The sequence below is a fragment of the Sphingobacterium ginsenosidimutans genome, assembly GCF_039536865.1.
GTDB lineage: Bacteria > Bacteroidota > Bacteroidia > Sphingobacteriales > Sphingobacteriaceae > Sphingobacterium > Sphingobacterium detergens.
The window spans coordinates 672830-687181 of sequence record NZ_BAAAZK010000008.1 but is presented as its reverse complement, the minus strand read 5'-3'; the positions used below and the strand labels follow the sequence as shown (position 1 = coordinate 687181).

The window sequence follows — 14352 nt, the reverse complement described above, 5'->3', positions numbered from 1 at the left end:
ATTTGGTTTAGCCAGTTAAAAAAATTAATGAGAGAAGCATCATTTGTAGAACGAAATAAAGAAAAATGGACGTTAATTGAAAATAATTTGTCAATTAATATGCAGGTTGATCCAGACGAACTGGCTTCAAATTATATTGAGCTGACAAATGATCTGGCTTACGCACAAACATTTTATCCCGATAGTAAGGTTCGAAGTTACTTAAATGAACTTGCTGTAACAGCTCATCAAAAAATCTATAAAGATCGCAAGGCCTCTAACAATAAATTTAAATCTTTTATTAACGAAGAGATTCCTCAGGCAATTTGGTCTATACGTCGGCAGCTTTGTTACTCCTTATTGATTTTTATACTCGCATCGGCGATTGGCTTTCTTTCAGCGATGTATGATATAGATTTTATTCGGCTGATCTTAGGCGATTTTTATGTTGATTCAACGATCGAGAGCATTAAAGCCGGTGATCCTGCCGCAGTTTATGGTAAAGGAAGTAATTTCGGTTCGGCGATCTGGATTACGATCAATAATGTGCGTGTCGCTTTTATGGCTTTTGCATTGGGGTTGTTTCTGAGTATTGGCACGGGTTATATATTGTTTAGCAATGGTATTATGCTGGGTGCTTTTCATCAGATGTTCTTCCAATATGGTGTAATGGGAAAAGCAATGTCAGCTATTTGGATTCATGGAACTATCGAAATCTCGGTGATCATCGTTGCAGGAGGCTGTGGACTGGCGATTGGAAATAGTATCTTGTTCCCACGATCTTATACTCGGATGGCTTCTTTTGTTCAGACAGCAAAGATTGCTATGAAAGTACTGGTTAGTACAATACCCTTTTTTATTGTCGCGGGCACATTGGAGGGCTTTGTAACTAGATACTATGATGTGTCGATATGGCTTAGTCTATTCATCATACTCCTATCATTGATCGCTATCTTATTCTTTTATGTTATTAACCCCTATCGATTAGCAAAACGGTTTCAATGGAAGTAGAATTTGAGTTTCAGAAAGAACGAAAGATAGGCGATTTTGTCCAGAACTTTATAGACCTTTTTAAATTGATCTATAAACATTTTGTGACGACAATATTTGGCCTGTCTGCATTGCCGTTAGCTGGAATAGCATTGGTATATTATTTTCTTTCTACAAAAATCACCTTTTCTGCAAGCAGTAGCTCATTCGAAGATATTGATGGATTCACTTGGGCCGGATTACTGATTCTAGCATTAATTGGGCTTGGTTTATATGTTTATGGTATTTCTATTGAATATTTTATTCTTCTGAAAGAACGTAAAAACACATTATTTACAGGAAAAGAGGTCCTACAAAATTTTAGAGCAAATATAGGTCGGTATTTTATGTTTTTATTTGCGATGGTTTTGGCGTTGATCGTTGTTTCGATACCACTCGCAATTGTTGCGATCCTCTCCGCTTTTATTCCGTTTATTGGGAGTTTTGCGATTGGTATATTGATGTCAATCGTAGGAATCTGGTTGTTTAGCTCATTTTTGTTCTACCGTGAGGGGTATTCTGAATTGGGAAGCTGTTTTACTGATTCCTATGTTATGCTGAGTAAAAAGCTGATCCAATATGGGGTTGCGACCTATATCGTCAATTTTATCTTCCAGATGGCCATCATGATGATTTCTATAATTCCCATGATAATTATTTCCCTTATATCTTACAATTTTTTGGGATTGGACGCAGCTTTCTTTGATTCGTCCTGGGGAAAACTGTTAATGACTTTGGGAGGGATGTTTATTACATTGTTTACCCTTTTCTTATATATGGCAGGTGTATTGGCCAATGGTATAATTTATGAAACGGCAAAGGATCTCAAATTTGGTGAACGTATTTATGGTATAATTGATCAGATTGGAGGCAAGAATGAATAGAATATTATTCGTTGTTTCTTTTGTATTTATGCTGTCACTAGGCGGCTGCGATCCGAAACCGACAACTGAGAAATCGGAAACTTATACCGTGGACTCGGTGGCAGTTGATTCTATTGCCTCCCTGTTGGATTCTGTGGGTATCACCCTAGACTCTGCAGCAATGGATTCTGTTGCAATGACAAAAGCTGACAATAGTGACAATGCACTTTGGGATCCCCATTTATTTGATTCTATTCCTAAATATAGTCAGGAGAGGGTATTTAAGATGGATCCCTATCCAGAAATTATCAAACGATATGAACGTGATGATTTTGTGTATTCCGAGAATATCAAAGATAAGATAAGCGTATTGCAACGTATTTTATCCCGCATTTCGGAATGGCTGGGAGATATAATGCCTGATAATCCGTATAAATTTGATAAAGAATTTGGTTATGTTTTTGCTTTTTTTGCGTTAATCGCATTGGCTTTTGTTCTCTATAAAGTGCTATATAATAAAAATCAATATTTCATTAAACATGAGCGGGAAGAAGATGTCTTGGATACATTGGCTTATGTGGAGAGGAACTTGATGAACAGCGATCTCAGACAATATATTAATGATGCTGTTGAACAGAAAAATTATGCTCTGGGCATTCGCTATCTACAATTATTGAATATTCAAAAACTGGCGCAAACAGGTTACATTAAGTGGAAGCATAGTAAAACAAATGCTGAATTTGCTAATGAGATACAGAATAATACCTTACGTGAGGGATTCGAGGAATGTACCAGAATATTTGACTATGTCTGGTTTGGGCAATTTGAATTAAATGCCTCAGATTTCAGTCAGTATGAACAATTGTTTAACCAATATCAAAATCAAATTACATGAAGGGATCAGTAAAATTTGGATTGATATTATTGGGAATCGTCCTGTTACTGATTGGTATCATCGACATGACGAGCAAGAAACCGATTATTTGGGATCGGACTTTCGATGCGAAAGATAAAAATCCTTTTGGAGGATACGTGCTCAGAAATGAATTAAAACATATTATTGATGAGCATAATGAGGATCTCAAGCGTCCATTATATCAATATCTAGATAGTACGAAAGGAACGGATAAGAACCTTCTATTTTATACTTCATATTTTTCCTTGGGTGAAGCAGCGGAAAATAAATTACTTGACTATGTGTCTCGAGGAGGAAAGGCGATGATTATTGCTGAAACGATTGATTATTATCTTTTGGATTCCTTGGCCATTAAGGTATTTGATTTTTATGGTTATAAAAAAGGCGTTGATATTAAAAGCCATTTAAGAGTCAAGCTGACTAACGATAATAGTAAAATTCATTATGCAAAATCGGATTTAAGTACTGTCTTTAGTAAGCTACCCAAGAATGTAACCATTCTGGGCGGGGTCACTTATCAGGAATATTTACTACCTAATTTTGTTGAGGTACAGATTGGCAAGGGCAGACTTTATTTGCACCTGACCCCAGATTTATTTGGAAATTATTATCTACTGAATTCAGCCTCTCAATATGCGTATGCCGCAAAATCATTATCTTACTTAAATGATAAACCTATTGTATGGTATGATTTTAAGGCGAATACGGCTCAGTACCGTACTCCATTGCGGGTTCTGTTGACCAATCCGGGATTAAGGCAAGCATGGTATGTGCTTTTGGGGGGACTTGTTCTTTTGCTTGCGTTTAAGAGCAAAAGGGAGCAGCGTGCAGTGGAAATTGCTAAGCCGGAACCCAATCTTTCCAAAGAGTTTTGTGAGACAATTGCAACATTATATTACGAAAACGGCACACCAGCCAATATGGTTGATAAGAAAATAGATTATTTCTTACACGATATACGAACCCGTTTTCATATGGATACCTTAGCGTTAAGAGAAGAGGGCTTCTGTGAAGAATTGGCAGAGAGATCGGGAGTCTCTCTAGCTGAAACACAACAGCTAATCAGATTAATCATTCACATGCAAGGAATACAGCAGAATGATGTGGCAGGATTAAGGCAGATTAATGAAATTATAGAAGATTTTAAACATAAAGCAAAAATGATATGAGTGACTTCGATAAATATATATCTTTCGAAAACCGAATTGATATTTCGGTTTTGTATGATAAAATGGCTCAAGTAAAGTTGGAGGTAAAAAAGGTTATTGTCGGACAGGATCAACTGATTGATATGTTACTGATTTCGATTTTGGCTTCTGGGCACTCGCTAATAGAAGGGTTACCTGGTGTAGCGAAGACTTTATCAGCAAAATTAATAGCTAAGACAATCAGCAGTGACTTTAAACGTATTCAGTTCACCCCAGATTTGATGCCTTCAGATGTGACGGGATCATCTATCTTGGATCTAAAAAGCAACGAATTTGAATTTCGCAAAGGTCCTATTTTTGCCAATATTGTTTTGATTGACGAGATCAATCGTGCTCCAGCAAAAACACAAGCTGCACTTTTCGAAAGTATGGCTGAGCATCAAGTTTCTGTTGATGGAAATACCTATATTTTGCCAGTTCCATTTATTGTATTTGCTACGCAAAATCCGATCGAACACGAAGGAACCTATCGATTGCCTGAAGCACAACTAGATCGTTTTCTTTTTAAGATCAATGTGAATTATCCAGAACTTGAGCAGGAGCTGGAGATCTTGAAAGAGCATCATGCGCAGAAAGCATCCAATAAAGAGGATCAAGTAAATAGTGTGGTTTCAGCGGAAGAAATTTTTTCATTTCAACGACTTATCAAATCAATTTTCGTACACGAAGAATTGTTAAGCTACATTGCTCAGGTGATCATAAAGACGCGTACCAATCCAAGCTTAACTTTAGGAGCCTCACCGCGGGCTTCTATTGCCTTATTGGAATCTGCCAAAGCGTCTGCAGCATTAAGTGGAAGAGATTTTGTTACACCTGAAGATATTAGAAGGGTTGCATCCGCGGTCTTGGGACATCGTGTTATGCTGACTCCTGAACGGGAAATGGAGGGTTTTACAACTTCTTATGTTATTGACCAAATCATTAATACGGTAGAAATTCCAAGATAATGAGAAGATTAAAGCAGCTTTTTCTGACCAATCAGTTTTTCTATTCTCTATTGGGGATAGCAACACTTTTTGCAATTTCCTTTTTTATTAAGGGATTGTTTATTGTTGCATGGATTGTCTTTTGGCTATGGTTAGCTGTGTTGATTTTTGATTTCGTTGTATTATTTGCAGGCAAGGGCCGTATTGAAATCACAAGGGCATACCCCGAGAAGTTGTCCAATGGGGATGAAAATCCGATGAAGTTAATCGTCAATTCCTTCTATCCATTTCCAACTATTATAGAGATCCTAGAGGAATTTCCAATACAACTTCAAATTCGTAACAATGAATTTTCTACCCGTTTGTCTGCGTATCAAAGTTCGGAAATCTCTTATTTGATGCGGCCAACACAAAGGGGGATATATCAGTTTGGGCGATGTATGGCACTCGTGAAACGTTTTGGGTTTTTCAAACGGAGATTTGTGACCAACCAGGTTCAAGAAATTCCTTGTTATCCATCGTATATTCAGTTGAGAAAGTATCAGCTCTTAGCAACGAGCAATCGGTTAAATGAATTGGGGATAAAGCGAATCCGCCGTATCGGTTCTGCAATGGAGTTTGACCATGTTCGTGAGTATGTTCAAGGCGATGATTATCGTCGTATGAATTGGAAGGCAACAGCAAAAACCAAAAAGCTAATGGTCAATCAGTATGAAGAGGAAAAGTCACAGCCGATCTATTCATTTATTGACTTGGGGCGAGCCATGCGAATGCCCTTTGATGGGTTGACACTATTGGACTATGCAATCAATGCCTCCCTGGTTCTTTCAAATGCAACAATACTAAAGCAAGATCGCGCTGGATTATTGACCTTTTCAAAAGATGTGAACGTTTTTATTCCGGCTGAAAAAAGGAATAATCAGATGCTCAAGATTTCGGAAGCTTTATATCAGGTGACTACAAAATTTGACGAGCCTGAATATGGGAAACTTTATAGTTATGCAAATGCACATATTAATAAACGTTCGTTGGTCTTTCTCTATACAAATTTTGAAACGCTAGACTCGCTAAGAAGACAGATGAATTATCTGTCGATGTTAAACAGGAGTCATATCATTGTTGTGGTGGTCTTCAAAAATGTTGAAGTTGAAGATTTGGCTAAAAGTTCACCTAAAAAAACGATTGAGATCTATAATCAAATTATTGCTGAAAAATTTATCTATGAGAAACAACTTATTGTACAGGAACTGATCCGTAATGGGTTTCAGACCATTTACACTGCTCCGGAAAATTTGACTATAAATTCCATCAATAAATATTTAGAAATAAAGGCACGTGGACTTATTTAATAATGGTTGTGTCTTTCACCATGACTTTTGTCCAAAAGTGTTGGTATTTCTCAATGGCTTTTAGATGAATTGGGTGGGTTTCATAAATACCAATATCTTTAAGGTCTTTAAATGTTACAATTAATGTATAATCGAAGCTATTATCAACAACGGGCCTCGCGGTTGTTTGTGCAGGAACTCCATAATTGAGTGTTTTAATTGTTTCAATTTTTCTGAGTTCTTCAAAAAATCCGACAAAATCCTTTTTACGTTCTTCACTGATATCTTCCTTCAGCCAAAAATTGACAACGTGGATAATTGTGTTAGGGTGCATGTCGTTATCTGACTGCGCCGAATTTGCCCATGCTGGTGCGGAGGCGAGCACCATAGGTGCAAGCAAAAAATTGCGTCTTTTCATTTATGATGCGGTTTAGAGATAGTAAGGTACAAAAAAAGGGATACATTTGCTATATCCCTTTTATATTTTGATAGGTGAGTCCTTTACAGACCGAATTCTTCTTTCACCTTCTCGATGTAATCTAACTTTTCCCAAGTGAATAACTCCACCTCGATTTGTTTCTTTTCTCCAGTGGAACTTTCGAATTCTTTGGTTACTTTTCTTGGTGTTCTTCCCATGTGACCATAAGCGGCGGTCTCAGAATAGATTGGGTTTCTAAGACCAAGACGGGTTTCAATGCCATAAGGAGTCATATCAAACAATTGCGCTATTTTATCAGCAATCTGGCCATCTGTCAGGTTTACTTTACTCGTACCATAGGTATTTACATAAATTCCCATCGGATCTTTCACTCCAATTGCATAGGATATCTGAACGAGTAGTTCGTCTGCCACACCCGCAGCAACCAAGTTTTTGGCTATGTGACGGGTTGCGTAAGCCGCTGAACGATCTACTTTTGATGGATCTTTTCCAGAGAAAGCCCCGCCGCCATGTGCACCCTTACCTCCATAAGTATCTACGATGATCTTACGGCCAGTAAGCCCAGTATCCCCGTGTGGGCCGCCGATAACAAATTTTCCCGTGGGGTTGATATGGAATTTAATTTCATCATTAAATAACAACTGAAGTTCTGGTTTCAATTGTGCTTTAACACGCGGAATTAAAATTGTTTTTATATCCTGTGTGATTTTATCTAACATGACAGGCTCACTGTCGAAATCATCATGTTGTGTCGAAATTACGATGGTATCAATCCTTTTTGGTTTATGGTCATCGCCATATTCCAATGTTACTTGTGACTTTGCATCTGGTCGTAGGTACTTTATTTCATTGTTTTCTCTACGCAATTCCGCTAGTTCATATAAAAGACGATGGGAAAGGTCTAATGCTAAAGGCATGAAGTTTTCGGTTTCATTATTTGCGTATCCAAACATGATACCTTGGTCTCCAGCTCCCTGCTCTTGTCTTGTCTTGCGGTCTACACCTTGATTAATATCCGCAGATTGCTCATGGATTGCAGATAACACACCACAGGAATTTGCTTCAAACATATATTCAGACTTGGTATAGCCGATTTTTTGGATAACAGAGCGGGCTATTTTCTGGACATCCAAATATATGTTTGATTTAACCTCACCTGCAAGAACGACCTGACCAGTCGTTACTAAAGTCTCAATAGCAACACGAGAGTCTTCATCCCATGCTAGAAAATTGTCTATTAGTGCATCTGAAATTTGATCCGCAACTTTGTCTGGATGTCCTTCAGAAACAGATTCTGACGTAAATAAATAAGCCATGCTTTTACGTAATTTTAATATTGGATTCGCGCTAGAAATGAAATTACAGCAAAGTGATAAGAGCCGTGATAGCGAAGGGTTTTTAGCACTTTTTTACTGTGGTTGCAATCTCCTTGTCGTTGCTTTGTGTATGCAACAGCACGCAAATCAGTCCACATTCTATTTTTTGTTGCGACAAAGCTACGATACTTTGTGGGATATTTAAAATCAAATTTGTCTTTTAATTTTAAAAAGCGTAGAAAGCGATGCTAAAACGGTATAAAGATTACATTATTTTAAGAAATTGGTAATTTCCGCTATCTTTGGATATGTCAGAACGTAAACAAATATTGTTTGTTATTAACCCTATTTCAGGAGGAAAGCGTAAAACGTCCTTTAAAAAGCAGGTATTGGATGTGCTGGATTTGCAGAAATTTGATCCTACATTTCAGCAAACAGCGAGACCCAATCATGCCTACGAAATTGGCTTAAAGGCTATTCAGGAGGGCTATGATGCGGTAATTGCCGTTGGGGGAGATGGGACAATCAATGAATTAGGATCTGCTTTGGTTGGCTCAGGCATACCTTTGGGTATTATTCCTGAGGGCTCAGGTAATGGTCTGGCACTTTATTTAGGTATTCCGATGAATGAGGCTGCGGCTATCCGCCGTATAAATCGTTTTGAATCCATTGAGGTCGATTGTGGTGTCATTAATGATCGTCGTTTTTTTAATATCGCAGGACTGGGGTTCGACGCATCAGTAAGTGAGAATTTTGCCAACGAAAATATCCGTGGACCTTTGGGTTATATGAAATCTGTTTTTAATGTGCTAAGCAAATATCAACCAGCGAATTATAAATTAACGATAGATGGCCAGGTTTATGAAAGGCAAGCCTTTATGATTAGCGTAGCCAATTCACCCCAGTATGGAAATAATGCGTATATCGCACCTCAGGCTTCGGTTAATGATGGTATACTAGATGTTTGTATTGTACATAAATTCCCTTTATATATCTTGCCTAAGATGATTTTTCATTTGTTTAATAAATCTGCTGACCAGTCAAGTTATGTGGAGATTATACCGGGAAGGAATATCGAAATTGAAATGGATTCTATTTCACCAGTACATGTGGATGGTGAACCGATCGAGCTCGGTGATAAGCTTAATATTTCGATCATGCCAAAGGCGATAAAAATTATTTGTTAAAAATCATGAGTAAAAATAAGAAACAGTCTTACGAAGGCGTTGTATATTCAACGGATGACAGTTATAACTATCAGCTTGCTGATTCTTTTCAGGAATTGGAGACATTGCCAGTGAATCAGCAAAACCTTAAAGTACAACTCGATCGCAAAATGAGGAAGGGTAAAGTTGTTACCTTAATCACTGGATTTGTGGGACAAATAGAAGATTTGGAAGCCTTAGGGAAATTATTGAAACAGAAGTGTGGAGTAGGGGGGACAGTTAAAGATGGGGAGATTGTGATCCAAGGTGAATTTAAGCAAAAGATCTATGAGTTGTTACTTAAAGAAGGGTATCGTGTGAAATTGGTTGGTGGTTAAACAACTATATCTGTACTAATTGTAGTAAATCTAATGAATTGTTTATTAGATAAATATGATGTAAAAAAGAGATGAGAATGGAATGAAAAACATGAGTAATCACTTACTTTTTGTCGCTGAAAATCCTCGTTTTTCTTGCATATCAAAAAAAAAATGGTTTTCATTGTAAAATAATTATTGCTAATAAGCGATTTAGCTCATTGTAATAAGGATTATATAACGGGAACTGCTGAGAAAAATAACACTATGAATGGTGTGTTCAGTTTGAAAAAACAAATTTGATTTTTTTTATATATTTGAGATGAATATTTTAAATTTGACATTAAATATTAAATTTGCTTTGCAAAATTGATTTCGAAAGCGAATAAGAGTGCATATAATTTAAACAACATTATATATTTAAACAACAGTAAAAAACTAAAAATTAGAAAAATGGCAAACGCACCTAAAACTGCTGCAAAACAAGAAAGCAACAACGGAGGATCTTTCTTCGCTCAAGCTGCAATCATCATCTGTTTCATCGTTGGTTTCTGTTTATGGAAATTTGTAATGGGTAATCCAACTAACTTCGTTGATAACAATCCTGAAAATGCTCCTAATCCTGGTAACTATTTAGGAATGGTTTACCACGCTGGGGCTATCGTACCTGTTTTGCTTGGTTTATTCTTGATGGTATGGGTTTTCTCCGTAGAACGTTTTATCGTTATTAACAAAGCTTCTGGTACAGGAAACGTTGGAAACTTTGTTAGAAAAATCCAATCTTTGATTAATGGTGGAAACATCGATTCAGCTATCGCTGAGTGTGACAAACAAAAAGGTTCAGTTGCAAACGTAGTAAAAGCTGGTTTATTGAAATACAAAGCAGTATCAGCAGACCCTGAAGTGAATACTGAAAAAGCGGCTATTGCAATTCAAAAAGAAATCGAAGAAACTACAGCATTAGAAATGCCAATGTTAGAGAAAAACTTAAACGTAATCGCAACATTAGTTTCTATCGGTACATTATGTGGTCTATTAGGTACAGTAACAGGTATGATCAAAGCCTTCTCGGCATTGGCAACCGGTGGCGCTCCAGATTCAGCTAAATTAGCGAACGGTATCTCTGAGGCCTTGATCAATACAGCAACAGGTATCGCGACCTCTACATTCGCTATCGTATTGTATAACATCTTTACTGCAAAAATCGATAAATTAACTTACTCTATCGACGAAGCTGGTTTCTCAATCGTACAAACATACGCTGCAAACCACAAATAAGAACTATGATGAAAATTTTTGATTTTATTTTATGGAAATCAAAAAACTAAAGCATCATAGGATAGAAGATTGAGTTTTTAATTTAAAAAGAAGAATTTAAAATGGGTAAAGCAAAAGTAAAAAGAGCCAGTACGTCAATCGACATGACAGCGATGTGTGACGTATCGTTCTTGCTGCTTACGTTCTTCGTATTAACGGCGACAGCGCGCCAACCGGAAGCATTGACGGTGGATACCCCAGCATCAACTACGAAAGATAAATTACCTGACTCTAATGTGGGTATGATTACGATCGGTGATGGTGGAAAAGTTTTCTTCGGAACGACAGATCAGCAAGTTCGCGTAAAAGCATTAGAAAGAATGTCAGCAAAATATGGCATTGGCTTTTCACAAGAAGACTATGATCATTTCAAACTGATGGAAAACTTCGGTGTACCAATGTCTAAGTTGAAAGGATTGTTGGCTTTGGATGGTAGCAAGCGTACTGAAAAAGGTGTACAGACTGGTATTCCAATTGACAGTACAGAGAACACATCGAATGAGTTGTACTACTGGGTTCAAAATACACGTTTAGCTGCTGAGGAAGTAAATAAAGAAAAAGAGTCTTCGGATAAGAACTTTGTTCACCCAGGACCTTTGAAGATTGCAATCAAAGCTGATGCAAACGAAAAATATCCTTCTGTAAACCAGGTGATTGAAACATTGCGTAATCAAAAGCAAAACAAATTTAGTTTCATCACTGGCATGCGTGCTGAGGAAAAATAATTGACGATTTAATAAGAACAAAAAATGGCAGAATTAAATCAGGATAGTGGTAAAAAAGGCAAAGGCGGGAAAGTACGGTCCAAGAAGAATGGTGGTAAGGTTGACCTTACAGCCATGGTGGATTTGGCCTTCCTATTGATTACCTTTTTCATGTTGACCACATCTTTAAATAAACCACAAGCGATGGACGTGGCGATGCCAGATAAAAATAAAGTTAAGGATGAGCCTCAGCCAGATTTATTGACAGCTGATAACCGTTCATTGACAGTTTTATTGGGATCTGATAACAAAGTCTCTGTGATTTACGGACAAGTAAAAAATCCTATCGAAGGACCAACTACAGTTGGTTTCGGAGCTGATGGTATTCGTAAGGTATTGATGGAGAAAAAAGCCTATGTACCTCGCGTTGCTGGCGGCAAGGATTTGATCGTTATCATTAGACCGAGTGATAAAAGCACGCAACGTAACTTAGTTGACATTCTTGACGAAATGAAAATCGTGGATATCAAACGTTACATGATTGCTAAAATCAGTCCAGAAGAAGTGGAGGTTTTAAAACGTGATAATATCTACAATGATTAATCATTATTAGATAGCACGATAAAGTATAAAAATATGATAGGGTCAAAATTAGATATTTTTAAGAAAGAATGGCTTGAGGTCGTTTTTCAGGGACGTAACAAGGAATACGGAGCGTATGAGCTACGTAAACTTGCCCCTAAAGCGACCAATAGAGGGCTTGTTGTCGTTATCGGCATCGTAGTCATAGCCAGTCTCCTTAGTGTTTATGGAAATAAGCTTTTTCCAAAGAAACCTGTTGAAGCACCTCCAGAGGTAACAGAAGTTACCTTGGAAGACCTTGAAGAGATCAAACCACCAGAACCACCAGAAGAGGAGCCTCTTCCACAAGAACCGGAAGAAAAACCTCAACAAGTGGCAATGGATGTGCCGAAAGAGGATTTGATTCGTTTTCCTGAGCCGAAAGTGGCTCCTGCAAATAAAGTTGTAGAAGAAGTGGCTTCGCAGGAAGAATTGAAGGATCCAAATAAAACTCCTGCACGTATTACTTTGAAAGGTAGTCCAACAGGTACTTCAGTAGCGCGTGGTGAGTTTGGTTCCAAGAAACAAGATGGTGGAATCACTGGTGTTTCAAAAGGAGATCCAAATGGAGATCCGAATGGAGATAAAATCTTTACTGCGGTAGAGGTTAATCCTGAGCCAATAGGCGGTATGAAAGCATTTATGTCATGGGTATCCTCTAACTATGATTATCCCCAAGCGGCACAGGAAAGTGGAGTTAATGGTGTGGTGGAAGTTTCCTTTGTCGTGGAAAGAGATGGTAGTCTGACAGATATCAGTGTAAAACGCGATTTGAAATATGGTACAGGGGATGCAGCTGTTAAGTTGTTGAAGAAAGCTAAGAAATGGAAACCGGGTATTCAAAATGGTCGTCCAGTTCGTGTGGCTTACACCTTACCAATTCGTTTGAATCTTCAGTCACAATAGAATGACAGATTTTAATTCGAATAATAATTCTAATTATAGACAGAAATCGCCTTTAAAGCGGTTTCTGTCTATTTTAGGACTATTTATGTTTGGTTTTTATTTTGTTTTGGGCCTGCTGATTATTTTTTGGGACAATTTTCCCATTGAAATTAATTCAGCTTACAAAACAGTCTTCGGTGTCGTGCTGATCCTTTATTCTTTTATGCGGTTTGTCCGACTTTGGCAAAACAATTTTAATTAGCTGCTAGCGGTCTTTTTAAATTTCATTAAACTCTCTTCAAAAATTAAACTATTCTTTTATTTTAATTGTCTTATTATATGATGTATCGTATGAGAAAATATAGTGTAATTCTTGTGATGTTTAGCCTTTGTGTTGGACTGTTGCTGTCCTGCAAAGATCGAGCAAAAAGTAATAAGGGGAGCGAGGATATTCTAACCGGTAAATTACCCGTGTTGGTTGATCAGACATTACTGCCGATCATTAAGGAATCTGCTGATGTGTTTGAAAGTTCCTATCCGAATTCCAGTCTTGAAATTATGGCGAGACCAGAGATCAAAGCTGTTAATGCTTTATTGTCAGACTCAGCCTATGTGATTGTATTAACTAGGAAATTAAATAGCCAAGAAGAAGACTATTTTAAGAAGCGGGGGATTCAGCCTAAAATATTCCAGATGGCTTCCGATGCCGTAGTACTAATTAATAATCGTAACAGTACTGATACTATAATGTCCCAAAATAACGTTAAGTCTTTGTTGGAGGGTAATTTAGGAGGTCAGCGATTGATTTTTGACAATGCTAATTCAAGTACCTTACGCTTTTTGAAGGACTACTTCAAAATAGATAAAATTGATCCGAAGGCTGTTTCAGCAATGAGAGATAGTGAGGATGTGATGAAGTATATTAGTGAAAATGCTAATGCAGTGGGAGTTATCGGTTATAATTGGTACTTGAAAGCGGTTGAAAAAAATTCGCAATTATTGGATAAAATTCGTACATTGAGCATCGAAAATGTTAGTGCGGGGGCAGACAAGGCACATTTTTATAAGCCATCACAGTCAACCATAGCCGACGGAGTGTATCCGTTCATCAGACCGGTTTACATCATGAATTACCAGCCGAACATGGGACTAGGCTTGGGCTTTAGTGCGTTTTTGACAGGAGATCGCGGGCAACGGATCGTATTAAAAGCAGGGTTAGTCCCTGTGACAATGCCTGGGCGCGAGATCATTATTAGAGATGAGAGTTATATTAAATAGATAATAAATAGTACAAAAATA

General features: G+C 37.5%; 15 protein-coding genes. 13 read left to right on the top strand and 2 right to left on the bottom strand.

Going from position 1 to position 14352, the window contains the following annotated elements; genetic code table 11:
• Window positions 1–27 precede the first annotated feature (27 nt).
• The 6 genes from ABFX33_RS23225 to ABFX33_RS23200 are packed head-to-tail and all read left to right on the top strand — an operon-like array spanning window position 28 to window position 6270.
• Entirely contained in the window at window positions 28–990 is a 963-nt protein-coding gene (locus tag ABFX33_RS23225) for a stage II sporulation protein M (RefSeq protein WP_346088570.1), read from the top strand.
• Window positions 981–1892: an ABC transporter permease gene (locus tag ABFX33_RS23220; protein WP_346088568.1), complete on the top strand. Its 912-nt coding sequence runs from the start codon at window positions 981–983 to the stop codon at window positions 1890–1892. Before ABFX33_RS23225 ends, ABFX33_RS23220 begins: the two co-directional genes overlap by 10 nt.
• Window positions 1885–2766, top strand: a complete 882-nt coding sequence (locus ABFX33_RS23215; protein ID WP_346088566.1) for a DUF4129 domain-containing protein — start codon at window positions 1885–1887, stop codon at window positions 2764–2766. The genes ABFX33_RS23220 and ABFX33_RS23215 overlap by 8 nt, the downstream gene beginning before the upstream one ends.
• On the top strand, window positions 2763–3956 hold the full coding sequence (locus ABFX33_RS23210; RefSeq protein ID WP_346088565.1) for a DUF4350 domain-containing protein: 1194 nt from the start codon (window positions 2763–2765) through the stop codon (window positions 3954–3956). The genes ABFX33_RS23215 and ABFX33_RS23210 overlap by 4 nt, the downstream gene beginning before the upstream one ends.
• Window positions 3953–4942, top strand: a complete 990-nt coding sequence (locus ABFX33_RS23205) for an AAA family ATPase (protein ID WP_346088564.1) — start codon at window positions 3953–3955, stop codon at window positions 4940–4942. Before ABFX33_RS23210 ends, ABFX33_RS23205 begins: the two co-directional genes overlap by 4 nt.
• Complete coding sequence (locus tag ABFX33_RS23200) at window positions 4942–6270, top strand: DUF58 domain-containing protein (RefSeq protein ID WP_346088563.1); 1329 nt, start codon at window positions 4942–4944, stop codon at window positions 6268–6270. Before ABFX33_RS23205 ends, ABFX33_RS23200 begins: the two co-directional genes overlap by 1 nt.
• On the opposite strand, the gene ABFX33_RS23195 is transcribed toward ABFX33_RS23200, so the two are convergent.
• Together ABFX33_RS23195 and metK are read right to left on the bottom strand one after the other, a co-directional pair.
• Window positions 6263–6667: a Dabb family protein gene (locus ABFX33_RS23195; RefSeq protein ID WP_257096266.1), complete on the bottom strand. Its 405-nt coding sequence runs from the start codon at window positions 6665–6667 to the stop codon at window positions 6263–6265. The two genes, ABFX33_RS23200 and ABFX33_RS23195, sit on opposite strands and share 8 nt — an antisense overlap.
• A gap of 83 nt (window positions 6668–6750) precedes the next feature.
• Window positions 6751–8004, bottom strand: coding sequence for a methionine adenosyltransferase (gene metK / locus ABFX33_RS23190; RefSeq protein ID WP_346088562.1), 1254 nt, complete (start codon window positions 8002–8004; stop codon window positions 6751–6753).
• Between the two features lie 308 nt (window positions 8005–8312).
• Here metK and ABFX33_RS23185 point away from each other — a divergent pair, with 308 nt between their 5' ends.
• The 7 genes from ABFX33_RS23185 to ABFX33_RS23155 all read left to right on the top strand — a co-directional run bounded on the left by ABFX33_RS23185 (window position 8313) and on the right by ABFX33_RS23155 (window position 14331).
• Window positions 8313–9191 (top strand): diacylglycerol/lipid kinase family protein, encoded by an 879-nt coding sequence (locus ABFX33_RS23185; protein WP_346088560.1) that lies wholly within the window; start codon window positions 8313–8315, stop codon window positions 9189–9191.
• Window positions 9192–9196: 5 nt separating this feature from the next.
• Window positions 9197–9547: a translation initiation factor gene (locus ABFX33_RS23180; RefSeq protein ID WP_259179496.1), complete on the top strand. Its 351-nt coding sequence runs from the start codon at window positions 9197–9199 to the stop codon at window positions 9545–9547.
• Window positions 9548–9979: 432 nt separating this feature from the next.
• Window positions 9980–10804 carry a MotA/TolQ/ExbB proton channel family protein gene (locus tag ABFX33_RS23175; RefSeq protein WP_120260487.1) on the top strand — a complete coding sequence of 275 codons (825 nt, stop codon included), beginning with the start codon at window positions 9980–9982 and terminating at the stop codon, window positions 10802–10804.
• Window positions 10805–10905: 101 nt separating this feature from the next.
• A complete protein-coding gene (locus ABFX33_RS23170) occupies window positions 10906–11568 on the top strand; it encodes an ExbD/TolR family protein (RefSeq protein ID WP_172395938.1) in 663 nt (220 codons plus the stop codon).
• 24 nt (window positions 11569–11592) lie between these two features.
• Window positions 11593–12150, top strand: coding sequence for an ExbD/TolR family protein (locus tag ABFX33_RS23165; RefSeq protein WP_120260485.1), 558 nt, complete (start codon window positions 11593–11595; stop codon window positions 12148–12150).
• A 33-nt stretch (window positions 12151–12183) separates the two neighbouring features.
• Window positions 12184–13074, top strand: a complete 891-nt coding sequence (locus tag ABFX33_RS23160) for an energy transducer TonB (protein WP_257096276.1) — start codon at window positions 12184–12186, stop codon at window positions 13072–13074.
• Between the two features lie 357 nt (window positions 13075–13431).
• The gene (locus ABFX33_RS23155) at window positions 13432–14331 is read left to right on the top strand and encodes a PstS family phosphate ABC transporter substrate-binding protein (RefSeq protein WP_346088613.1); all 900 of its coding nucleotides are present in this window, start codon (window positions 13432–13434) and stop codon (window positions 14329–14331) included.
• Window positions 14332–14352 lie beyond the last annotated feature (21 nt).